Raw genomic sequence first — 22,298 nt, 5'->3', positions numbered from 1 at the left:
AACCGTATTTCCCCTGAATAATCTGTTCAATCTAAGGCTGATAGCTGAGTGCCGACCGCTGATAGCTTGTTATGGAATAATAATCGTATCATTTGGCTGCAGGTAGATGTTCTGCTCCGGGTTACGCCCTGAGATCACCTTCTTGTAGTCAAAAAAGATGCGCTTAACTTCATCTCCAACCCGTCGAATTATAATTATGTCATCGGAATCCGCCCATTCCGCAAGACCACCGGCCACGGAGAGGGCCTGCAACACCGTCATATCCTTGCTCAACAAATATTCTCCCGGCCTTGCCACCTTGCCTATAATGTATAACCTGCGACCCAGACTTTCCTTAACTATAACCGAAACTTCAGGGAGTTCTACAAAATCCTTAATCTTTTCCTCTAAGTCTTTTTTTAATTGAAGGGGTGTTAGTCCAGCCGCCTTTACATCGTTAAGTAAAGGTAAGGTTATCATCCCGTCAGCCCTTACCGGTACAACCCGCGAAAAGTCGGGTTCCTTCCAGACCTGGATTTCCAGGACGTCGCTTGGCCCTATAATATATGTATCATCAACTACTGATTTTTCACCTGAAAATCCCCCTGTATCCCCCTTTTTCAAAGGGGGAGTTGATGGGCCGCCGTCTTTTTCCAAAGGGGTACTTAACGGATGTTCTCCTTTTTCCGAAGGGGAGCTGAAAGTATCCCCCCCCTTTCCCGTCTCAACCGGGGCGTTTCCAGAAACACCTTCCTGTGCCTGGCCGACGTAAGCAGGGAAGAGCGCTAATATTAAAATCAAAAAAAAGATTCTGATTGAGGCCTTAATCCTGAAGTTCTTCATCTTCTACCCTCTTTTTTTCATTTTTATATCGCCTGAGTCACCTGGAGCCCGTTTTTTAGGTGATCAGGTGCACGCGGTGGCGACGGTCACCTATTGGTCATACTTTTCGTCTACTAAATACATATAACAATCCTGGTAATAGCATGAATATAGTACTTGGTTCAGGAACCGCTGCAACATCGCCATCGCGAACGGCCCATGCGTACTTATACGCCGCATATAGTGTAATGTTTTCTGTGAGCTGTTCTCCGTTGGACATACTGAAATACCCGATGTCTTCGCTTGCTACGAACTCAGATCCAGACCAATAAGATGTTTTGATATTCTGAAAAGGTCCTGTCTTCTGAAGACCCCAACCCGGCTGGGGTTGAACTCCCTCTGTGCTTATTGCGCCAAGATTTCCAAGAGTTACATAATACAAATGGGAAAGTTCACTGTTGGGACTAAGGATATTAAATCCGCGATCGCTTGTACCATCATAGTTCCACGCCAGGTCATACGTGAGCGAGTTAATCGGCAACATTTTAGGCAAGCGCCAATCGTTCCATGTTACATTGCGCACTGAATCATAATAGGATAAAGAAGTTGCCCAGTCCTGTGCATCCTGCCAAGTCAATTGGCCCCAGTAATTCGACCCGTAAAGTGAAGTGTCGTAACCGGTTGTGCTAACGTGGTTAGCGTCCTGTAGCCAGGTAACATCGAACAAGGTATCATAAATCAATCCTCCTCCTCGATCGATCAATTCGGCATTCGCATATCCGGACAATGTAACTATCATTAGCAGAATTACGGCAATTCGATTAAATGAAGCGGTACTTATCATAACCCCTCCTCTTTTTTAATTAGCTTAGTCGAACCAGCAAATTAATCATTACTATATCATGTTCTTGTCACAGCGTATAGCAAATTAGCGGCTAGCGGGTAGCATTCAGGGTATTGCAATTATAGCACATTTTGAATTGGTCTTGTTCACTATGCGCTAATCCCTGATCGCTAATCGCCATTAGATAAGCAATTAATATGCCACTAGATAGCGGATAGTGTATCTCAAGAAAAGCATATAAATTTACCGGAAAATAGAAAATGGAAAAGGAAAATTCACAGAATGGAAAAGTTTTTCACATTGTTATGCACCAGGTGAGAGAAAAATTATTCCTCAAGAAATGGAAAGTAAATTCCACCAACCCGTCGCAACAAACCCCAGGTCAGCCGAGGACGGATGCTCTGCTCCTACAGGAAGCCTAAATCCGTTAAAAATTATTTCTTTGCGCCTTTGCGGTGAAGAACGGCTCTGGCCTCCGTGCCGATCTCGCCGATGTTCTCTACCACATGGATGCCGTGTTGCCGCAGGGTTTCCATTTTCTGGGCGGCTGTGCCCTGGCCGCCGGATATAATGGCCCCGGCATGGCCCATGCGCTTGCCCGGGGGTGCGGTGCGGCCGGCAATGTAGCTGATAACCGGCTTGGGGAAGGATTCTTTTATGTACCTCGCGGCCTCTTCCTCTGCCGTGCCGCCGATCTCACCGATCATGACCACGGCCCCGGTGTCATCGTCAGCGGCAAATAGTTTTAAGATATCAACAAAAGTAGAACCGATAAGCGGGTCGCCGCCGATACCCACACAGGTGGACTGGCCCAGACCGGCCTTGGTCAATTGATCCACCACTTCATAGGTCAAGGTGCCGCTGCGGGAGACAACCCCGATAGGGCCCGGCCTGTGGATAGGGCCGGGCATGATGCCTACCTTGCACTTACCCGGCGAGATCAGTCCCGGGCAGTTGGGACCGATGAGCCGGCAGTCCTTGCCGTCCAGGTAACGAAGGACACGCACCATATCCAAAACAGGAATCCCTTCGGTAATGCAGACAACGACCTTAAGTCCGGCATCAGCCGCCTCAACGATGGCGTCAGCCGCAAAGGAGGCCGGAACAAATATCAAAGAGGCATTAATGGCATGGGCACGGCAGGCCTCGCGTACGGTATTATAGACCGGAACGCCATCAACCTCCTGTCCCTTCTTGCCCGGCGTAACCCCGGCTACAACCTTAGTCCCATAGGCCGTACACTGCCGGGCATGGAAACTCCCTTCCTTACCGGTCAACCCCTGGACAACTACTTGTGTATTTTCATCTATAAGGATGCTCATTTTTAGTTATTAGCGATCAGCTATCAGCCGTCAGCAGTCAGTAAGATAATAAAAACAGTCTTTCTGAAAGCTGTCAGCTGATGGCTGATTGCTGACAGCTGATTATCGATATCACCTCATTCATATCCCTGGCCACGGTAAAGTTCAAACCGGATTGAGCCAGAAGTTCGGCCCCCCTATCCTTGTTTGTACCCTCCAGGCGGACTACTATAGGGACTTTTACCTCAAGATTGGAGACCGCATTTATGACGCCCTCAGCCAGCACGTCGCAGCGCAATATGCCTCCAAAGATATTGATCAGCACCAATTTAACCCGTTCGTCGGAAAGTATAAGCCGGAAACCATTAGCCACGGCCTCGGCGTTAGCCCCGCCGCCGACATCCAGAAAGTTGGCCGGCCTTGCCCCGGCTAAGGCTATAGCGTCCATAGTGGCCATGGCCATGCCTGCGCCATTGACCATCATCCCTACCGTGCCGTCCAGCCGGATGTAATTCAGCCGGTATCGAGCCGCTTCTTCCTCCCAGGTGTTCTCATATTCCCGCCACTCGAGAAGATCCTTATGCCGGAACAGGGCATTGTCGTCAATATCCAGCTTGGCATCGAGGGCGAATATCTCTTTATCCTGTGTGACAACCAGAGGATTTATTTCCGCAAGCGAACAATCATAAGCGGCAAAGGCGCGATAAAGGTTGCCTAACAGTGCAGTGAACGCTGATCCCAGGGCCGGCTCCATCTCCAGCCCGAAGAAAAGATTACGGGACTGATAAGGCATCAGACCGACCACCGGGTCGATGGCCTCCTTTATCAGAAGGTGTGGTTTGGACCGGGCAATCTCCTCGATCTCCATACCGCCGGCCGCGCTGGCCAGTATCACCGGGTGCGCCGTGCTACGGTCTATAGTAACGGCCAGATAATACTCTTTTTCGACGGGAAAGGCGCGTTCCACCAGGACCTTGCGCACCAGCTTACCTTCGGGACTAGTCTGGGACGTAACCAGATTCATGCCGATGATTTTTTGGGCGGTCTCCACGACCGCTCTTCTATCCTCAGCGACCTTTATACCTCCGCCCTTTCCCCGGCCGCCGGCGTGGATCTGGGCCTTAACCGCAAACGGCCCCTGCCCCAGCTTATCGGCTACCGCCCCGGCCTCCTCCGGGGAAGCCGCCATCTCTCCGGGTGGCACAGGAACGCCTTCTCGCGCTAGAAGGATTTTGGCCTGATATTCATGTAATTTCATGGCAATATCCGAGTGGAATTTTATAGCCCAAGCTGTGGCAAAAGGCAAGGAATTTTGATAACTAGCAGTCAGCACTCAGCTATCAGCGTTCAGCTTAATGTGTTGTTTATCTTGGGTTTTTGCTGACAGCTAACCCCTATACGCTAGTATCCGTTCACCGTTATCAGTTCACCGTTGTCCGTAAGAACCTGAGAAGTTTTTTTTCGGTGAGCCTGTCTGCCGACAGGCAGGCAGTCAATGGTGATCGTATTTTCCGGCAACCGTCGCCCCTTAAAAAATGTGGAAAACTCCGCATGGTGAACGGCGAAAGTATTTTCCGTTATTCGGCCACCGATGTCCGTGAAAAGTACGAGAACGTCTTTTTCGGTGAACGGCGAACAGACAACGGTGAACAGTTACATTTGCTACACGCTATCCGCTATTTTTAACCCGCCATATCCGGGCGCCGACTGAAGAGAGTTTTTCCTCAAGCCGCTCGTAGCCCCGGTCGAGATGATAGACGCGGGATACCTCTGTCTTGCCTTCGGCTGCGAGTCCGGCCAGAATAAGCGAGGCGCTGGCCCTGAGATCGGTAGCCATAACCGGAGCAGCCAGCAGACTGCCGCCCCCTTTAATAATAGCGCTCCGCCCTTCGATGATAATATCGGCGCCCATACGTTGCAGTTCGCTTACATGCATGAACCGGTTTTCAAAAATAGTCTCGGTTATCACCGACAGGCCGTTTCCCATGGTCATTAACACTACCATCTGGGCCTGTAAATCGGTGGGAAACCCCGGATAAGGCTGCGTCTTGACATCTACGCTGCGGATCGGCCCGTTTCGTCGCACCCGCATGCCGTCGGAATCTACATCAATAACGAGACCGGCCTCGCGCAGTTTGGCTATAGCCGCCTGAAGATAACCGGCCTGACAATTTCGCAAAAACAGGTCTCCACCGGTCAACCCCGCAGCAATCATATAAGTCCCGGCCTCAATGCGGTCAGGGATGATATGGCAACGGCCGGGCCTAAGCTCAGAAACGCCCTCAATTACTATGGTATCTGTGCCCGCCCCTTTTATCCGCGCCCCCATCTTGACCAGATAGTCAGCCAGCGCTACAACCTCAGGCTCACTGGCCGCATTCTTTATCACCGTTGTTCCCCGGGCCAGAGTCGCCGCCATCATCACGTTCTCTGTGCCGGTTACACTGACCACGTCAAAATAGACGGGCGCCCCTTTTAATCCGTCCACCTTGGCTATAACATATCCCTGCTCCAGGTCGATCTTGACTCCCATCTTTTCAAAGGCCTTAAGGTGCAGATTAATCGGACGGGCCCCTATAGCACATCCTCCGGGAAGAGAAACCCGCGCCTGCCCAAACCGGGCCAAAAGAGGACCCAAAACCAGGACTGAGGCCCGCATCGTCCTTACCAGATCATAAGGGGCTTCGCACTTATCCACATCCCGGGTATCGATCTCTAATCGCTTACCTTCCCGGGAAGACCGAATTCCCATGTAATCAAATAATCTTAAAAGGGTCCTTATATCCACCAGGTCCGGCACATTATCAAATACATGCCCGCCACCGGCGAGTAGAGCAGAGGCGATAAGCGGCAAAGCGGCATTTTTTGCACCGCTGATTACCACTTCGCCCTCAAGGGGATAGCCGCCTTCGATTACAATTTTATCCATATTAAATTAAGTTAGGACGCAGATTTTCGCTGATATACGCAGCGCAAAAAATTCGAAATTCTAATTTTAAAAAGTAAAATCTGCGTTCATCCGCGTCCAAAATAGAAATTAGTTGATCCTCTGTGCCCGAATCACCCGATCAATACCACAATAGTCACGTATTATGGAGACATTCTCAAAGGCCTTGCGTCTTTCAAATTCCTTTAAGACCTCCCTACCTTGTCCATCGCCTATCTCCAGGAAAAGCCAGCCTCCAATCTTGAGGTGCGCAACGCTCTGGCCAATTATCTTTCGGATCACGTCCAGACCATCCGGACCGCCATCCAAGGCCAGCCGCGGTTCATAATCCCGCACCTCCGGCAACAGTCCCGGGAACATCTCTCCCGATATATAAGGGGGATTTGAAACAATAAGGTCAAAAGATACCCCTTGGTCGGCTAGAGGGGCAAAAAGGTCGCCCTGTAAAAAGGTTATGGAATCCAGGACGTTATGCCGCCGGGCATTTTCCATGGCTACAGAAAGGGCCTCTTTTGAAATATCCACGGCATATATGTCAACGCCAGGAAGCTCTCTGGCCAATACAACGGCCAGGATACCGCTTCCCGTACAAAGGTCAAGTATGGTAAGGCCATCATCCGGAGGGATGCCCTGTTTTTTGACGGTATTCAGAACCGCCTCAACCAGGATTTCTGTCTCCGGCCTGGGGATCAAGACCTCAGGGGTTACTTTAAAGGAAAGTGACCAGAATTCCTGCTCGCCCAGGATATGTTGGAGAGGCATTCTTTTTGTCCTCTCCAGGATAAGACCGGCCAGCGTCTTTTCTTCCGCAGAAGACAAGACCCGATCCATATTCAAGAAGAGGTTCAGGCGATCTACCCCGAGGACATGGGCCACGAGTACCTGGGCATCGGCCTCAGGCTCCGGGACGCCGGCAGCAATCAGGGTCTCTTGGGCGCGCTTCAGGACGCCCCTTACGGTATTCTGAGGGAGATTACAGAATCCGCTTATCTCTGCCCCCGACATTGATGTAGGAATGTCTTGAAGCTGTTCACCAGTCATTGGGCATCACTCATCACTTTTTAATGTTTCAGGGCCTCGGCCTGGTAGTAAGTAATAAGCGGAGAGATGACATCTTCCAATTCACCCCCCAGAACCGCATCCAGCCGATAGAGAGTGAGACCAATGCGGTGGTCGGTCATTCTCCCCTGGGGGAAATTATAGGTACGGATACGTTCGCTCCGGTCACCGGTGCCAATCTGGCTCTTGCGCTCCCGGGCTATCTTTTCGTGCTGCTCATTCTGCGTCTTGTCAAGTAGCCGGGCCCTTAGTATCTTCAGGGCCTTGGCCTTGTTTTTATGCTGTGACTTTTCGTCCTGGCAGGTCACTACCATGCCGGTCGGGATATGCGTGACGCGCACCGCGGAATCAGTAGTGTTGACGCTCTGCCCCCCCGGACCGGAAGAACGATAGACATCCACGCGAATATCGGCCGGGTCAATATATACGTCAACTTCTTCCGCCTCCGGAAGGATGGCGACGGTCACCGCCGAGGTATGAATCCTCCCCTGGGCCTCGGTCACAGGCACCCTCTGCACCCGGTGGACGCCGCTTTCATATTTAAGCTGGCTATAAACATTCTCACCGGATATAAGGGCGATAATCTCTTTGAAGCCGCCGATGCCGGTCGGATTGGAACTCATGGTCTCAACCTTCCAGGCACGGCGCTCGGCAAACCGGCTGTACATGCGAAACAGGTCGGCTACAAACAGGGCCGCCTCTTCGCCGCCGGTACCGGCCCGGATCTCCAGAATGGTATTTTTTTCATCATTAGGGTCTTTAGGAAGCAGAAGTACCTTTAACTCATCTTCCAGATTTTCCTGTTCCTTCCTTAACTTCTGGACCTCTTCTTTAGCCATCTCCCGTATTTCTTCGTCTTCATCGTGCATTAATTCCGTGTTATTGGCGATCTGCTCTTTAACTTCCCTGTACCGGCGGTAGGTTTCAACCAATTTTCCCATGGCCGAATGTTCTTTGGCATACCTCTGATATTGCGCCGGGTTGCTTGCCACCTGCGGATCGCCAAGCATTTTTTCTAAATCGAGGTATTTTTCTTCTACTTCTTCTAATCTTTCGAACATAAAATTATCAACACATATGGTCCGGAATTCTGGATCTTGGTCATTTGAATTTGTTTCGAATCTCGAATTTCGAATTTTTTGTAGCTAGGAAGGGGCCTGAGAAGGGATTTTGTATTGGCTATTTAAAGATAAGGCACGGCTCAGGGCGCGTAAGGCCACTTCTATCTGATCATCGGATGGCTCACGGGTGGTAAGCCTCTGTAGGTAGAGACCGGGCGCAACGAACGGACGCACCCAGGCATGATCCGGTCGGGCGCTCGTCCACCTCGTAAGTTCATAAGATAAGCCGGCTATCGGTAACATAAGGCCTATCTTTAAAAAGATATAAGCCGCATTGGATACCCAAAATGGCCACGCAGCGGGTTTCGGTATGAAGGCAAAGACTATGGAAAATATAACTATGCTGATAATTAAAACCATCAGGATAAACGCCGTCCCACACCGGGGATGGAGCGTCGAGTATTTCCGGGCATTTTCCACCGTCAGGGCTTCACCTGCTTCATAGGCATAAATTGACTTGTGTTCGGCGCCGTGATATTGGAATATCCTCTGTATATCTTTTAGTTGCGAAATTCCCAAAATATACAGGAGGAAAAAGGCAATTTTTAAAAGTCCGTCAATCAGGTGAAAGTAAACGGAATCTATGCCCAGGGCCTCCGGGGCAATCTCGGCAATCCAGAGACTTATTACATGGGGCAGCACCACAAACAGAAATATACCCAGGGCCATAGCCACTACCATAGTGAAGAAAATAGCCCATGAGCCGGTCCCGGTAGCACGCCCGCTCTCCTCTTCCTCCATGGCCTGATTCGCCGAAAAACTTAAGGCCTGTATCCCGTTGACCAGGGCCTCGCCCAGCACCAGTACACCCCGTAAAATTGGCCAGTTGAGAAATGAAAATCGTTCCGCCAGAGACCGCCAGACATCTCCCTTAATCACCACTTCGCCATTGGCCTTGCGCACGGCTATGGCGATAGCCCTGGGGGCGCGCATCATGACCCCCTCAATGACTGCCTGCCCACCGACTCTGACACCTTTCTGGTTGAGAATATGCAACGCTATTTTTGTACCTTTTCGTATTTCTTTAAGAAACGCTCCACGCGGCCTGTTGTGTCAACCAGCCTTTGCTTGCCGGTGAAAAAGGGATGGCATTTGGAACAGATTTCCACACGTATATCCTTTTTAGTGGAGCCTGTTTCCATTTCATTGCCGCAGGCACAGCGTACCGTAGTTTTATGATACTTGGGGTGGATATTCTCTTTCATCTTTATCTCCCTTTCTTAACCACAGAGATCACAGAGAGTCGAAAAACCAGCGTTCTCTGTAGTTGAATTTATATCCTCTTATATAATAATCGTATAATTTTTTTGCAAGTTAGTTTTCATCCGGAAACTGCCGTTTCCGAACGAAAGCTCTCAGCGATCAGCTTTCAGCCGTCAGCAAAAAAATAAGACAAACAACATCTTAAGCTGAACGCTGATAGCTGACTGCTGACCGCTCCATCCAGAAAACCGGGGTTTTCGGATGGAAACAAGTTAGATTATTAAAACCCAGATATTTATCGATTCATCGAATTCAGAAACTCGGCGTTATTCTTTGTGCCCTCCATCTTTTCCAAAAGGAATTCCATGGTATCTACAGGATTAAGCGGAGAAAGAAGCTTGCGCAAGATCCAGACACGGTTAAGATCGGCCGGCGGCACTAAAAGCTCTTCTTTTCTGGTGCCGGAACGATTTATGTCTATCGCCGGGAATGTCCGCTTATCGCTCAGTTTTCTATCCAGATGTATCTCCATGTTGCCGGTTCCCTTGAACTCTTCAAAGATAACCTCATCCATGCGGCTGCCGGTTTCAATAAGCGCAGTGGCCATAATAGTCAGGCTGCCTCCTTCTTCAATGTTGCGGGCCGCCCCAAAAAAGCGTTTAGGCCGGTGCAGGGCATTAGAATCTACACCCCCGGAGAGCACCTTGCCGCTGGGAGGGACCACCGTGTTATAAGCCCGCGCCAGACGGGTAATGCTGTCTAACAGTATTACCACATCCCGCTTGTGTTCCACAAGCCGTTTGGCCTTCTCGATAACCATCTCTGCCACCTGAATATGCCTTTGAGCCGGCTCGTCAAAAGTTGAACTGATAACCTCGCCCTTGACCGAACGTTGCATGTCGGTGACTTCTTCAGGCCGTTCATCAATCAACAGCACAATCAGAATTATCTCCGGGTGATTCATGGTGATGCTATTGGCTATATTTTGCAGAAGCATAGTCTTGCCGGTACGCGGCGAGGCCACAATAAGTCCCCGCTGGCCTTTGCCGATAGGCGTCAGAAGATCCATAATTCTCGCAGAATAGTTGGTTGGTTCGGTCTCTGACTCCAGTCTGATCCTCTCCATCGGGTAGAGCGGCGTTAAATTATCAAAGAGTATCTTTTCCCTGCCGAGATCGGAATTCTCATAATTGATAGCCTCGACCTTAAGCAGCGCGAAGTAGCGTTCGCCTTCTTTGGGAGGACGAATCTGGCCGGTAACCGTATCTCCCGTACGCAGACTAAACCGGCGTATCTGGGAAGGCGAGACATATATATCGTCCGGCCCGGGCAGATAATTATAGTCGGGCGCCCTCAAAAATCCAAACCCATCAGGCAGTATCTCTAATACGCCGCCGCCATAAATAACGCCGTTCTTGTCGGATTGGGCCTGCAAGATGGCAAATATGAGCTCCTGCCTGCGCATATTGGCCACGCCCTCGATATTGAATTGCTTGGCCATGTGGGCAAGTTCACCGACTTTTTTCTCTTTAAGGTCAATCAAATTCATAAACCACTCCTTAATCTTTACCTATCCTGAATCTAACTGCGCACATTCAGGGCAAAAATACAAAAAAGCTAAGCCTCGATATTATATCGACCGGCCAAATGGATATCTTAAAACAACACGGGTGTTTTCTGATGAATATTTTAGAAATTCAAATGGTAGTATGTCTTTGGATTTTTTGCCCGTTTCCAGGAAGGAATAACGTTTGTTGTAACAGTAATGAATAAAAAAATAAAAGTCAAGATTTTTTTCTTGCTTGTCAAGCCAAAATAAAAACCCAAATCCGCCGCCTAATAACCCGCTCTGTGTCGCAGTCCGCCAGCGGCGGACTCTTACAGAAAGAACGATCCCCTACCCGTAGGAGCGGCTTCCGTCCTCGGCCGACCTGGAGGCCAGCCGCGACTGGTGCGGTTACATGCCTGGTTAGCTCAAACCTATCTATCACCCTGATTTATCAGGGTCAACAGGGTTTAAAATTAATCCTAATCTTGTAACCAATGCAAACGAACTGCAGAATTCCACCTGGGACTGAAGGGCTTCTACAACATACGGGCTGGATTTTCCGATCAAAGTAATTGACTCCTTTTTAATCTTGTTATAGCCTTAGCCTCAGTTAACCTGTGTAAATAGCCTATAAGCGTGCGGCTCTATAAATGGAGGCAACCACGAAAAGCTATCGCAAAGAACTCTGGTTTGAAGTGCCAACACGCCGGGCCTTTATTAACATCACGCAGGAGGTTAATGCCTGCGTCAGAGAAAGCGGCATTAAAGAGGGTCTATGCCTGGTAAATGCCATGCATATCACGGCCTCAGTATTTATTAACGATGATGAAAGCGGCCTGCATCAGGATTATGAAAGATGGCTGGAACATCTGGCCCCGCACGAGCCTGTCAGCCAATATAAGCATAATCGTACAGGTGAAGACAATGCTGACGCCCACCTCAAACGCCAGATTATGGGGCGTGAGGTTGTAGTAGCCATAACCGAAGGCCGGTTGGACTTAGGTACCTGGGAAAGGATATTTTACGGAGAATTCGACGGCAGGCGAAAAAAAAGAGTTCTCGTAAAAATTATCGGTGAATAAACCCTATCCCCCGGTAATAAACCTAAGCTGCAGGAAAACTGAATGGATGCAGATTCTTAAATTTGGAACTCAGGAACTCATAAAGAAAAATACTGTTCTATTCCTGATTTCTTGATTTCCAGATTCATTCATATAAGTGGTAACATTTTAGGTTTTACAACTCTAAGACCCGCCTCGAAGGGGCGTCGCATTTACGACAGGCTTTCAAAAATCTAAATTGTTACGAGTTATTCATAATTAACATGGGTACGGATAAAGCAGACGTTGCTATCGCAGGTTTTTATTCTAAAACGTTGCCTATCAGTTATTAATAAGTTATGCGAGGTGCGTAAATGGAGTTAACGGATATTTTATCAGTGCAAGGCTGGAAAGAATTGGCTGAGGAGATTAATAAAAGATTCGGGATGAACGGCAGTGTAAACGACAAACAGGGTCTGCTTGTTGCTGCCAGTCCTGCCCCGGCAAACAAAATCTGTCCAAGCATTAAAGCAGGCGAACAAAGCCGGGCGGTCTGTGCGACTGCCCACAGGCATTTGGCGGGGCTGGCCCAGGAGACCAAAAAGCCTGCGGTTGGGGAATGTGATGCCGGGTTTACCAAATTTGTGGCGCCAATTTTTTATAAAGATGAATTTTTGGGTACGGCTGGAGGGTGTGGTTTTCTCGCAGATAATGGCCTGGTAGATGCGTTTTATGTCGCGAAATTACTTAATCTCAGCGAGGAAGAAGTGAACACCTGGACTGCCGGCATCAAGAAACTTTCGCGATCGGACTTACAGGCAGCCATGGAATATGTCGAGGGGCGACTGCAAGAAATCTTGACAGCTTTGTAAAAAGTCAATTCCTCACGCAAGGGCGCAAAGACCGCGAATGGAAAATGAAAATCTGGAAATCAAGAAATCAGGAATAGAACGGTATTTTTCTTTATGAGTTCCTGAGTTCCAAATTTTATTCTTTTTGCGTCCTTGGCGACTTTGGCGCTGCCCTGCTATTTACTCATATTTCTGGCCAGGGTTTTGATTGGTTTCCCCTGTTGGATCAGCCTGACCTCCAAAGGCATCTGCCCCGGCAGACAATGGGTGGCACAGGCTAGGCATGGATCATAGGCCCGAAAAGCCATCTCCACCATATCCAGCAGCCGGCTATCCACCTCACCGTTTTTGATTAGCTTCCCGGCCGCCTTCTTGACCGACATACCCATAGCGGCATTGTTTTGTACGGTAGCCACAATCAGGTTCACCTTTTTGACGATCCCCTGGTCATCGGTGATGTAGTGGTGATAAAGCGTACCCCGCGCCGCTTCTACCACCCCTACACCTTCTGTAGGCTTTTCCGTGGGCAAGGTCCGCACCTTTGGATCGGTAATCTCCGGGTCCTGGGACAGCCGGAGGACCTCTTCACAAGCAAAGAGGTTTTCTATCAACCGTGCCCAGTGGAAGGCCAGGGTATTGTGAACGGGTTTTCGACCGAAAAAGGCGAAAAACTTTTCATAGGCCTCCTGTGCAAGGGGCGTTGCCATGCCCTCCGCCACATTCAGACGGGCCAGGGAATTGACCCGGTAAACCCCGCTCTCCGGTCCATCTACGAGCCCTTTCCAGCCTACCGCCTTCAGATAGGGAAATTTCAGGTAAGACCACGGCTCCACACGTTCTCCGATGTGCTGGAGGTAATCTGCCGCATCAAATGTGACAAATTCCTCGCCCCTGGGATCCACAACCCGTATCCGGCCGTCATAAAAGTTTACGTGCCCCTTAGTATCAACAAGGCCGGCATAATACGTCTCATGATGATAGATATCGCTCAGGATCAAGTCGGCATATTTCTTATTAGCAAGCACGAGGTCTTCAAAGATTTTGAGGCTCTTCTGCGCAAAGGCAACCAGAGATCTCCCCATTTGTTCGATCTCTTTTCTCTCGTCCCCGGTCAACGGCTTTGACATCCCGCCGGGGATGGAGGCCACAGGATGGATCGGATGGCCGGCAATAATGCCCTGTATCTTCTGGGCATACCCCCGGTTCTTCAACACCTCGACTCCGACATCCTTGCCCACAACATCAATCAGGCCGATGACGTTTCTTCTCGCCGGATCGGCCTCAGCCCCGGGGATAAAATCCGGGGCGGCCAAGGCAAAGAAATGAAGGATATGACTATGGGCGATATGCGCATTATAGAAGAGTTCCCGCAACTTACGCGCCGCCGTTGGAATCTTCACATTATAAACCGCATCCGCCGCCTTGGAAGAGGCCATATGGTGAGCGCCGGGACAGACGCCGCAGATCTTGGGCATGATGCGCGGCAACTCCTCCACCGGGCGACCCTGACAGAACTTTTCAAAACCCCGCAGCTCTACTACCTGGAAGTAGGTATCGCTCACATTTCCCTGGTCATCAAGGAAGATATCGATCTTTCCATGTCCTTCCAGTCTGGTTATCGGAGAGATGGTAATCTTCTGTGCCATGCTGATAATCTCCCTATTTTGTATCAGTTTAGCCTTTTGAAAAACTGGCTAAACTTCAATTCAAAATGCAAGATTCAAAGTGCAAAATTCAAAATGTTGATGGTTTTTGTCCGAAATTTTACATTTTCCATGTTGCATTTTCCATTTTGCAATGAGATTTAGCGCATTTTTAAAAGCGCTAAATTGTTACCCTACTTTTTTACCTTATTGCGACCGTCCTTGAGGGTCCGGTTGATAATGGCGGTGGGCAAGGTAAACCGGTAAAAAGTCCCCACCGGATCCTTAATGCTGTTTACCGCCGCCTTCATCTCCGGTATGGTCAGGGCATCCTCGCCTCCCGCGCCAACGATTGATCCAAAGGCAGACAGGGCCTCCGCGCCGGGGTCCAGCATCCTTTCCGTCGGTCCGAAACAGCCGCGACAGGGCATATTCGCGTTAATACATTTCCCGCCGCAGCCCCCCCGGGTAAACGGCCCCATACAGAGGACTCCCTGCTCCAGGAAGCAAAGACCGGGGTCGGCGATTATCTCGTGCGGCCGGTTAATCCTGGCTATCCTCGCGCCGGTTCGCGTACTGACCCGCGGGCACTCATCACAGAGCGCCTTTTGCGAAGCAACCACCGTCCCGGGAGGCGGAAGCTCTCCGGAACGGGCATAGGCGGCGATTATGTTTACGGCATCAAGAATGCGCTCTTCGGTAGGAGGACATCCGGGCAGATAGTAATCGACCCTTACCACCTGGTTTAAGGCGTACACCGTGTCAAAAAACTCGGGGAGAGTGACCTCTCCTTCAGGCACCCGGCACACCGTTTGCGGGTTCACGCCCTCTGGATTGACCGTAGATGGCGTCTCGTGGTAGGCTACCTCAAAAATGCCCGCCCGGTCAGAGAGGTTCGCCAAGCCCGGAATCCCGCCAAAGCAGGCACAGGCGCCGTAAGCAATCAAAACCTTACAGCGCTCACGCAACATCAGGGCGTCTTCCAATTGTTCTGAGGTGCGCACCGCCCCATTGAAAAGGCCGATGTCGATACTTTCCGGGCCCAGGGCCAGCACATCCTGCCGCTTAAAGTCCATAGCAACCGGCCAGTAAAGAATATCCGCGATATCCAGGACACTGAATATCTTCTCCTCAATATCAAGGAGGGAGACGTCACAGCCCCCGCAAGCGCTCGCCCAGTTCATCACAATCTTTTTTTTATCTGCCATGAGTCTCACTCCTCTCCCTGGTGTTTACGGCCACCGGATTGGGACCAAGTTCACGCAGGTCGCGGTCCATTGCAGTTATGGTATCGGCAAACTTCTGCGAGTGCGGCACCCCTATGTAATCAAACTTCAGCCGCTTCTCACTCAGTCCCAGTTGGGCCATCAGTTTCTGCATCAGGGACGTCCTCTTGTCCGCCAGGTAGTTTCCGTTCACGTGATGACAACTCCCGGGCGGACATCCACCTACGAGGATGCCGTCCACCCCGCGCCGGAACATCTCCATAACAAGCGCAGAATTCACCGACGAAGAACACCGAATACGGATGCTGCGGTAATTAACCGGGAGCTTCAAACCGCTCGCTCCGGCAAGATCCGCCCCACAGTAAGAACACCAGTAACAGAGCAGGGCCAGAATCTTAGGCGCGCCGGGGGGTACGCCCTGAAAGGCAACATCGATCTGATCGAGAATCTGCTGTTCCGTGAAGTTGATCAGCTCTGCAGCATGCGTGGGACAGGCCGCGATACAAAAACCGCAGCCCTGGCAAAATGCCGGATCACTCAGCGCCCCCTTTTCCGTAATCTTAATAGCCCCGTGCGGGCAAACCGTCTCACAGATCCGGCAACGAACACAGGCGGCCGGATCAATGCGGCTCACAAACTTCAGGAGATCCTTTTCCCCTTTGATGAGGTGGGGAGCGGCCTTCATCGCTGCGGCGCTGCCCTGCTCCACACTCTGCTGCACGACCTTCGGACCGGCGGCAGCGCCGACCACATACACCCGGTCCACGAAGGACTCTGTGGGCCGGAAAATACGCGGCTGGTTTTCCATGGGAAACCCAAACTGGTCGGTCTGGAGGCCGAGTTTACGAACCAGCGGCTGTGCCTCTCTCCGGGGCGTCTGGGCAGAGGCCAGGACAACCAGATCGGCATCCAGGATGACAAAACCTTCGGCATCAAAAGTGTGCGCAGCGCCGGCGGAAGTAGATCCGTCTTCCAGTCGCGCGACACGAATCTTTACCCCATCGTCACTCGCGGTGATCCCTTCAATCTCCCCCTGCAAAAACTCGATACCCATCCTTTTCACGTGATCATACATGGCCTCGAAGGTCCTCTCGTAGGCCCTTATATCATAGTAGTAGATCACGGTAATATCCGTCTCATTCATGGTGAGACCCAGCCGCTCAACCTGTTTCATGGTAATTCCGCAACAGGTCTTCGAGCAGTAAGAAACGCCCTCTCCTCTCTTTTCTCTGGTCGCCCTTGATCCGGCGCAGAGCACAAAGACAATATGTCGGGGAGTCTGACCGTTCGAAGGGCGTAGAACTCCGCGGTCGAGGAGCCGCTCAAATTCCATGCCCGACATTACATCGGGGAGGCCATAGTTGAACTCACGGTTCCGGCTAAGGTCGTAGGTGTCAAATCCTGTAGAGAGAAAGACAGCGCCGAAATCCTCTTCTTTTTCTTCCGCCTGCGCCGCAAGATTAATAGCCCCGGCCGGACATACCTCGACGCATTTCCCGCACCTGGTGCACGCTCGCTCCAGGATATTATAGGCATCCGGCACTGCGCGCGGAAAATCTTTATCTATGGCCTTTCTGCTAAACAGCCCTTCATCGAACTCACTCGCTATCTCCTCCGGACATACTTCGGCACACTTCCCACAGGAAATACATTTTTCCGTATCCACAAAACGGGCACCTAATCGAAGGCGCGCCCGAAAATTCCCATCAACTCTTTCGATATCAGCAACCTCCGAAGATGTAAGGCATTCCACATTCGGGTGGAACATGCTGCCTGCGGCCTGAACCGGACCTACGCACGTACTCACGCAACGCCCGGGCCAGTTTTCGGTCTGGAAGAGAAAGGGAATCTGACACATGCGTCCCCCCAGGTATGAAGCCTGTTCTACCAGTGTTACCTGCTGACCAAGGGCTGCAAGATCCTGGGCGGTCTGTAAACCGGCCGGCCCGCCGCCTATAACCAGGGACCTGGGTACGATTTTAGTCGCCGGCGCCCGCGGAGTGTCCAATTTCAACCGGACATAGGCCATGCGGAGCACGTCAAGGGCCTTGGCCGTCGCTGCCTTCCGGTCGTCATGAACCCAGGCGCACTGTTCCCGGATGTTCGCCACCTCAAACATGGCCTTGTCTATCTGTGTGCTTTCCAGCACGGCGCTGATCTGTTGTTCGGGGAAACGGAGCGACGAGCGCGCGGAGCACCCGGCAAAAAGGAACCGATCGATGTTGTTCTCCTTAAGTTCGGCCCGGAGCCGGGCCAGTTCCTCTGTGTTGCACAGCGCATCCACGCGCCTCACCGTGACCACGGCGTCCATCTCTCGCGCCCTCTCAACAAGGGACACGGTATCTACGTTCGTGGAAACGCGCCCCTGACAATCACATATCCACACGCCTATGCGCGGTTTATTTACTGCTGAGGAAGTGCTTTCTACTGTCATTCCCTTCGCCTCCGGTTAATCGGCCTCTTGCCGGCGACCCATCAGGTCTTCCTGCCAGCCGCCCTCACCTGTATTGCCCCGCTGCTCAAAAGCAGAATGTCTTTTTTTATCACATATTAGTAAAAAAAGTAAACCCCCTATTAGATAAATTGAAGCTCCCCGCAGTCCGCCTACGGCGGACGGGGAATCTCCGTATGCAAGGTAAAATGCATCGTATGCGCTCGCTATGCATGTTCAGCCTTAAGAGATTTACCCAAATCCACCGTCTAATTTGGCTATCAAGATTAAAATCAGCAGGTTATGGAGTATCCCTGATCACCAGCAAGATATTAGATGCAAGGCGCCGAGGAGCGACGACTGAGGCGTATGGAGCAATACGCCGCAAGGAGGAGCGATCGAAGGCAACGCCGCAGATGATGCCTTGATGGTGGATCAGGGTGCAACAAAAAGCTTGACCGGAACAATGTCATCCATTATATGTGACCATCTAATCTCGTTGATTCATCCCGGCAAAATGGAGCGTCACAAAAAGTGGATAGAAAAACGGTTATGCCATCACGTGCATACATTAACGAAGAGGTAAAAAAGGCGGCAGCACGGGGTCTTCTGTGTAGCCAGATCGTTATTGATATCGGCCTCGGCGAACTGGGCATCTACAGCCATGATGTGGTCAAGGCCGCCGGCGGACTGGTTGGGGCCATGGGCTTTCAAGGGGTAACCTGCGGCGCCCTGACCGGAGCGGGCTGTCTCTTAACCTTTGCTGCCGTGGATAAGATAGATAGAGGCGTTTATCTGTTGATCGAAGAGATGGAGGCCCGATTTAATGAATTAATCTGCAAATATCCGGGGAATACGTGCGCCGATATCCTGGATCATGATACCTCAAAAATACCAACTGAGGTCTGCTACCCACTTATTGTCGGTGCGATTCATATCACCCTGGAGTTACTGGAAACCGTAGGGCTAACAAGACAAATAAGAGACGAACAGGAATTGGAATCCAGCCTGATCCTGGCAGGCAGCCGGGCTAGCCTCGAGTAATATGATCAAAAAAGCTTACGAATACGCCCCCTTTTTTCTCCAGGAGTTCTTTCAGCTCTGTATCGGATAAGCCTCTAACCACATCGGGATTCTCAGGGGACGATATCCCAAAAAATATTCTTTTAACCTTCATCATCTCCACGGTCACCATCAACGCCAGTTTATTTTCTCCATCCCAGTCAGTGATAAACTCAAATTCATCAAAATCTTCCGGTGGATCGGGCAGGTACCGGCCGGCCAACCCGTAGGCATTTTGCGCCACTGCTTCTTTAACCTTCTCCAGAACAACAGTTTTGCCCACATAATTACGGAATCTCTCCATAACGATCACCCCTGACCTAGCTTCGGCGCACTGATATTCAGCTTCTTCATTTTACGCCATAATGTGGTTTTATTGATACCAAGCTCCCGGGCTGTGGCCAACCGGTTCCAATTGTTACTCATAAGGATCTCATAAATAAACCGGCGTTCCATGGCAGTTAAACTGGCCCTTACCGGTCGTGCCATAGGCAGATCCGCTGGGGCGGACAGATTCGCACGCCCAGGCGTATCTTCGACCTGGGCGAACATTTGGCCCGACTCTTTTGGTATGAGACAGGAGGGCAAGTGGCTTGGGTTAATAAGTCCAGACTTGCAAAGTATAAAGGCATGTTCAATTATGTTTTCCAGTTCGCGAACATTTCCGGGGTAATCATGATGCATAAGGATGACTAGTGTCTCTTCCGACACCCCGGAGATATCCTTTCCTCGTAACCGGTTAAAACGATCGATTATGTGGTCAATCAAGAGGGGTATATCCTCTTTCCGTTCCAAAAGTGGCGGCAGGATGATCTTCATCACGTTGATGCGGTAGTAGAGGTCCTCCCGAAATCTTCCTTCTTTCACCAGGACTTCCAGGCTTTTGTTGGTGGAGACCAGTACACGCACATCGGCCTTAATTGGTCTTGTACCCCCCAGGGGTTCAAATTCCTTTTCCTGCAGGACCCGCAAGAGCCGAATCTGAAGGGCCGGAGAAATGTCGCTGATTTCATCCAGGAAGACGGTCCCCCCCTGGGCCAGGGCAAATCTGCCCGGCTTATTCTTCTTGGCATCGGTAAAGGCCCCGGCCACGTAACCAAAAAGCTCCGATTCCAAAAGTGTATCCGGCATAGCAGCACAGTTTACCGCAACAAACGGCCTTTTGCGGCGCTGACTTAGATTATGAATGGCCTTGGCAAAGAGTTCCTTGCCGGAGCCGCTGGGGCCTTCGATAAGGACGGTGCTTTCACTGGCGGCTATTTCCGGCAGGATGGCAAAAATCTTCTGCATCTCGTGATTTTTGCTGATAATGTCGTCCAGACGGTGACGTTTGGTCAATTCCTTTCGCAGTTCCTCAACCATAGAAAGGTCCCGGAAGGTCTCCACACCGCCTATGATTTTCCCGCGTTCATCTTTAAATACAGCCGTGCTGACGCTTATTGGAATCTTTTTACCGCGGTTGTTTATTATATAGACAGGCTTATTGATGATTTGCCTCTTGGTCAGCATAGTTTTTTTTAAGGCGCAATCCGTCTCGCATATATTGGCCCGAAAGACATCGCTGCATAAGCGGCCCATGGCCTCTTCTCTTGGTATGCCGGTAATCTTCTCAGCCGCACAATTGAAGGAAGTAATCTTCCATTCCAGATCTACGGTAAATACACCATCCGCTATGCTGTCTAAGATAATCTCGTGTTTGCAATCCGGTTGTTTTTGGAACGGCATGATATTAAATTAGCTCTTATTTTCTTGATTTGCAAATCCTGCTTGTTATTTTACAGAAAAAAATGGCCCATCCAAAGATGGGCCATTTTCGTGCTTGCACTTTAGCAAATAGGCCGCTACGCCTTCAACGAATCTGGAATCTCCATAGTCTTCATCAATATATCGATAAAGAACATGACGTGCATATTTAGTTTATAGTAATTAATAATGTCTTCGAGCCCTCCGTGGCAGTTGTGGCAGGGCGCAATGCAAATGTGCACCCCGGTAGCCGCCAACTGCTCTGCCTTGGTACTGTTGGACTCTACACGTTTGGTCTTCCAGGGCGGTCCACAGTTAATTACGCCTCCACCGGCGCAACAACAATGGTTGTGTTCCCGGTTGGGATACATCTCTACAAAATTCTCACAGGTAGCATTGACTAAATAACGCATCATCTCATGGAGCCCGCGTCCCCGGACGATATTACACGGGTCATGCAGGGTAACCGGTTCCTTGAACTTTCTCGCTATCTTGATCTTACCCTCCTTGAGCAGTTCATAATAGAACTGCGTGGCATGGATGACCGGAATGGGCGGCATCTTCCAACCCAGCCACCGGTTGCCCACGTCATAGACAGAACGAAAGGCATGACCGCATTCACCCATGACGATTTTTTTCACCCTGAGATTCGCAGCGGTCTCAAAATGGGTCCTCTTCACGCGCCCCATCGTCTCAAAGTCGCCGGTAAACATGGCCATATCACTGTTATCCCAGCCGGGACCAGACGGCATAGTCCAGTTTACTCCTGCTGCTGTCATAAGGATCGCGGCCTGATATATGAGCTGGGCACGGAATTTGGGTTCAGGGCCGATGACCGAATACATAATGTCCGCCCCCTCTTTGTCGAGCGGGATACGTAGACTGGGTATCTCGGCCTGGGCCTCTCCTTCCTGCCACTGGAGGGTGTCTATCCACTCATCCTCTTTCACCCACATCTGGTTCATGGTCGCGGAGTGGCTGTGGGCCGTATCCTGAATATATTGGGGAGTTACCCCCAAGAGATGACAGATGCGCCGAACGGTGGCCATGATATAGGCTATATCAATACCATAGGGACAATACATACTGCAGCGCCGGCATACATTACATTCTGTAGAGGCGATTATCGAGGCCCTCTTTATAAATTCCGGGCTTACCCTGCCCTTCTTCTCCAGTATCTCCCACATGGTCTGTTTGACCTTACCTACCGGCGCCCATTCGGGAGTCCCATGGGAAAGGTAATAATGACAGGCCGTGGAGCACATACCACAGTGGATACAGGTATCCACATAGACCTTCATACGCGCCGCCATCTCACCCGTAATCACGCGGTTTATGACCTGTTCTATCCTTTCATACGTAAGCCTGGCCGCCCCTTCCTCCAGGCCTACATCTATTATCTCTTTTTGTTCCTTTAACTTGGTTGCAGGTACTGCCATGAGTATATCCTCCTTTTAAGACCTCCGCAAAGTAGAAG

Annotated in this window: 19 protein-coding genes; 3 read left to right on the top strand and 16 right to left on the bottom strand. The window is 50.6% G+C overall.

Translation table 11 applies throughout. The features are described 5' to 3' along the window. Positions 1–69 precede the first annotated feature (69 nt). The 10 genes from RDU59_03945 to rho form a co-directional block, all read right to left on the bottom strand. Positions 70–822, bottom strand: a complete 753-nt coding sequence (locus RDU59_03945; protein MDQ7837628.1) for a polysaccharide biosynthesis/export family protein — start codon at positions 820–822, stop codon at positions 70–72. A gap of 97 nt (positions 823–919) precedes the next feature. After that, on the bottom strand, positions 920–1,645 hold the full coding sequence (locus tag RDU59_03940) for a PEP-CTERM sorting domain-containing protein (protein ID MDQ7837627.1): 726 nt from the start codon (positions 1,643–1,645) through the stop codon (positions 920–922). A gap of 434 nt (positions 1,646–2,079) precedes the next feature. Next, positions 2,080–2,967 (bottom strand): succinate--CoA ligase subunit alpha, encoded by an 888-nt coding sequence (gene sucD / locus RDU59_03935; GenBank protein ID MDQ7837626.1) that lies wholly within the window; start codon positions 2,965–2,967, stop codon positions 2,080–2,082. A 73-nt stretch (positions 2,968–3,040) separates the two neighbouring features. Beyond that, positions 3,041–4,204 (bottom strand): ADP-forming succinate--CoA ligase subunit beta, encoded by a 1,164-nt coding sequence (gene sucC, locus RDU59_03930; protein MDQ7837625.1) that lies wholly within the window; start codon positions 4,202–4,204, stop codon positions 3,041–3,043. A gap of 411 nt (positions 4,205–4,615) precedes the next feature. Next, positions 4,616–5,875: a UDP-N-acetylglucosamine 1-carboxyvinyltransferase gene (gene murA, locus RDU59_03925; GenBank protein ID MDQ7837624.1), complete on the bottom strand. Its 1,260-nt coding sequence runs from the start codon at positions 5,873–5,875 to the stop codon at positions 4,616–4,618. A 108-nt stretch (positions 5,876–5,983) separates the two neighbouring features. Then, positions 5,984–6,934, bottom strand: a complete 951-nt coding sequence (gene prmC, locus RDU59_03920; GenBank protein ID MDQ7837623.1) for a peptide chain release factor N(5)-glutamine methyltransferase — start codon at positions 6,932–6,934, stop codon at positions 5,984–5,986. A gap of 20 nt (positions 6,935–6,954) precedes the next feature. Then, positions 6,955–8,013 carry a peptide chain release factor 1 gene (gene prfA / locus RDU59_03915; GenBank protein ID MDQ7837622.1) on the bottom strand — a complete coding sequence of 353 codons (1,059 nt, stop codon included), beginning with the start codon at positions 8,011–8,013 and terminating at the stop codon, positions 6,955–6,957. Between the two features lie 84 nt (positions 8,014–8,097). Further along, on the bottom strand, positions 8,098–9,069 hold the full coding sequence (locus RDU59_03910; GenBank protein ID MDQ7837621.1) for a DUF1385 domain-containing protein: 972 nt from the start codon (positions 9,067–9,069) through the stop codon (positions 8,098–8,100). A gap of 2 nt (positions 9,070–9,071) precedes the next feature. After that, positions 9,072–9,278, bottom strand: coding sequence for a 50S ribosomal protein L31 (gene rpmE, locus RDU59_03905; GenBank protein ID MDQ7837620.1), 207 nt, complete (start codon positions 9,276–9,278; stop codon positions 9,072–9,074). A gap of 293 nt (positions 9,279–9,571) precedes the next feature. Continuing rightward, the gene (gene rho, locus RDU59_03900; GenBank protein ID MDQ7837619.1) at positions 9,572–10,825 is read right to left on the bottom strand and encodes a transcription termination factor Rho; all 1,254 of its coding nucleotides are present in this window, start codon (positions 10,823–10,825) and stop codon (positions 9,572–9,574) included. A 650-nt stretch (positions 10,826–11,475) separates the two neighbouring features. Here rho and RDU59_03895 point away from each other — a divergent pair. Both RDU59_03895 and RDU59_03890 read left to right on the top strand, forming a co-directional pair. Then, positions 11,476–11,907, top strand: coding sequence for a secondary thiamine-phosphate synthase enzyme YjbQ (locus tag RDU59_03895; protein ID MDQ7837618.1), 432 nt, complete (start codon positions 11,476–11,478; stop codon positions 11,905–11,907). Between the two features lie 332 nt (positions 11,908–12,239). Next, positions 12,240–12,737, top strand: a complete 498-nt coding sequence (locus RDU59_03890) for a PocR ligand-binding domain-containing protein (protein ID MDQ7837617.1) — start codon at positions 12,240–12,242, stop codon at positions 12,735–12,737. Between the two features lie 155 nt (positions 12,738–12,892). Here the strand turns inward: RDU59_03890 and RDU59_03885 are convergent, their stop codons facing one another. From RDU59_03885 to RDU59_03875, 3 genes are all read right to left on the bottom strand, one after another. Continuing rightward, positions 12,893–14,362, bottom strand: coding sequence for a Ni/Fe hydrogenase subunit alpha (locus tag RDU59_03885; GenBank protein MDQ7837616.1), 1,470 nt, complete (start codon positions 14,360–14,362; stop codon positions 12,893–12,895). 191 nt (positions 14,363–14,553) lie between these two features. Further along, positions 14,554–15,567: an oxidoreductase gene (locus RDU59_03880; protein ID MDQ7837615.1), complete on the bottom strand. Its 1,014-nt coding sequence runs from the start codon at positions 15,565–15,567 to the stop codon at positions 14,554–14,556. Further along, positions 15,557–18,019, bottom strand: coding sequence for a hydrogenase iron-sulfur subunit (locus RDU59_03875; protein MDQ7837614.1), 2,463 nt, complete (start codon positions 18,017–18,019; stop codon positions 15,557–15,559). Before RDU59_03875 ends, RDU59_03880 begins: the two co-directional genes overlap by 11 nt. A 549-nt stretch (positions 18,020–18,568) precedes the next feature. Between RDU59_03875 and RDU59_03870 the strand changes: the two genes are divergently transcribed. After that, complete coding sequence (locus RDU59_03870) at positions 18,569–19,060, top strand: C-GCAxxG-C-C family protein (GenBank protein ID MDQ7837613.1); 492 nt, start codon at positions 18,569–18,571, stop codon at positions 19,058–19,060. Here RDU59_03870 and RDU59_03865 read toward each other — a convergent pair. From RDU59_03865 to RDU59_03855, 3 genes are all read right to left on the bottom strand, one after another. Then, positions 19,047–19,382 carry a hypothetical protein gene (locus RDU59_03865; protein ID MDQ7837612.1) on the bottom strand — a complete coding sequence of 112 codons (336 nt, stop codon included), beginning with the start codon at positions 19,380–19,382 and terminating at the stop codon, positions 19,047–19,049. The two genes, RDU59_03870 and RDU59_03865, sit on opposite strands and share 14 nt — an antisense overlap. A 5-nt stretch (positions 19,383–19,387) precedes the next feature. Continuing rightward, positions 19,388–20,803 (bottom strand): sigma 54-interacting transcriptional regulator, encoded by a 1,416-nt coding sequence (locus RDU59_03860; GenBank protein MDQ7837611.1) that lies wholly within the window; start codon positions 20,801–20,803, stop codon positions 19,388–19,390. A 116-nt stretch (positions 20,804–20,919) separates the two neighbouring features. Then, positions 20,920–22,260: a (Fe-S)-binding protein gene (locus tag RDU59_03855; GenBank protein MDQ7837610.1), complete on the bottom strand. Its 1,341-nt coding sequence runs from the start codon at positions 22,258–22,260 to the stop codon at positions 20,920–20,922. Positions 22,261–22,298: the final 38 nt, after the last annotated feature.

It is taken from the genome of Thermodesulfobacteriota bacterium (genome assembly GCA_031082315.1).
Lineage (GTDB): Bacteria > Desulfobacterota > QYQD01 > QYQD01 > QYQD01 > QYQD01.
The sequence above is the reverse complement of the archived record's forward strand: the minus strand, read 5'-3'. Positions and strand labels throughout refer to the sequence as shown.

Excerpts from the sequence above, each read along its gene's own strand:
- RDU59_03860 (MDQ7837611.1), bottom strand. The coding sequence starts at position 20,803 with ATGCCGTTCCAAAAACAACCGGATTGCAAACACGAGATTATCTTAGAC.
- RDU59_03875 (MDQ7837614.1), bottom strand. The coding sequence starts at position 18,019 with ATGACAGTAGAAAGCACTTCCTCAGCAGTAAATAAACCGCGCATAGGC.
- RDU59_03945 (MDQ7837628.1), bottom strand. The coding sequence starts at position 822 with ATGAAGAACTTCAGGATTAAGGCCTCAATCAGAATCTTTTTTTTGATT.
- RDU59_03865 (MDQ7837612.1), bottom strand. The coding sequence starts at position 19,382 with ATGGAGAGATTCCGTAATTATGTGGGCAAAACTGTTGTTCTGGAGAAG.
- RDU59_03870 (MDQ7837613.1), top strand. The coding sequence starts at position 18,569 with ATGCCATCACGTGCATACATTAACGAAGAGGTAAAAAAGGCGGCAGCA.
- RDU59_03880 (MDQ7837615.1), bottom strand. The coding sequence starts at position 15,567 with ATGGCAGATAAAAAAAAGATTGTGATGAACTGGGCGAGCGCTTGCGGG.
- sucC (MDQ7837625.1), bottom strand. The coding sequence starts at position 4,204 with ATGAAATTACATGAATATCAGGCCAAAATCCTTCTAGCGCGAGAAGGC.
- RDU59_03895 (MDQ7837618.1), top strand. The coding sequence starts at position 11,476 with ATGGAGGCAACCACGAAAAGCTATCGCAAAGAACTCTGGTTTGAAGTG.
- sucD (MDQ7837626.1), bottom strand. The coding sequence starts at position 2,967 with ATGAGCATCCTTATAGATGAAAATACACAAGTAGTTGTCCAGGGGTTG.
- rpmE (MDQ7837620.1), bottom strand. The coding sequence starts at position 9,278 with ATGAAAGAGAATATCCACCCCAAGTATCATAAAACTACGGTACGCTGT.
- prfA (MDQ7837622.1), bottom strand. The coding sequence starts at position 8,013 with ATGTTCGAAAGATTAGAAGAAGTAGAAGAAAAATACCTCGATTTAGAA.
- murA (MDQ7837624.1), bottom strand. The coding sequence starts at position 5,875 with ATGGATAAAATTGTAATCGAAGGCGGCTATCCCCTTGAGGGCGAAGTG.
- RDU59_03885 (MDQ7837616.1), bottom strand. The coding sequence starts at position 14,362 with ATGGCACAGAAGATTACCATCTCTCCGATAACCAGACTGGAAGGACAT.
- rho (MDQ7837619.1), bottom strand. The coding sequence starts at position 10,825 with ATGAATTTGATTGACCTTAAAGAGAAAAAAGTCGGTGAACTTGCCCAC.
- RDU59_03890 (MDQ7837617.1), top strand. The coding sequence starts at position 12,240 with ATGGAGTTAACGGATATTTTATCAGTGCAAGGCTGGAAAGAATTGGCT.
- RDU59_03940 (MDQ7837627.1), bottom strand. The coding sequence starts at position 1,645 with ATGATAAGTACCGCTTCATTTAATCGAATTGCCGTAATTCTGCTAATG.
- RDU59_03855 (MDQ7837610.1), bottom strand. The coding sequence starts at position 22,260 with ATGGCAGTACCTGCAACCAAGTTAAAGGAACAAAAAGAGATAATAGAT.
- prmC (MDQ7837623.1), bottom strand. The coding sequence starts at position 6,934 with ATGACTGGTGAACAGCTTCAAGACATTCCTACATCAATGTCGGGGGCA.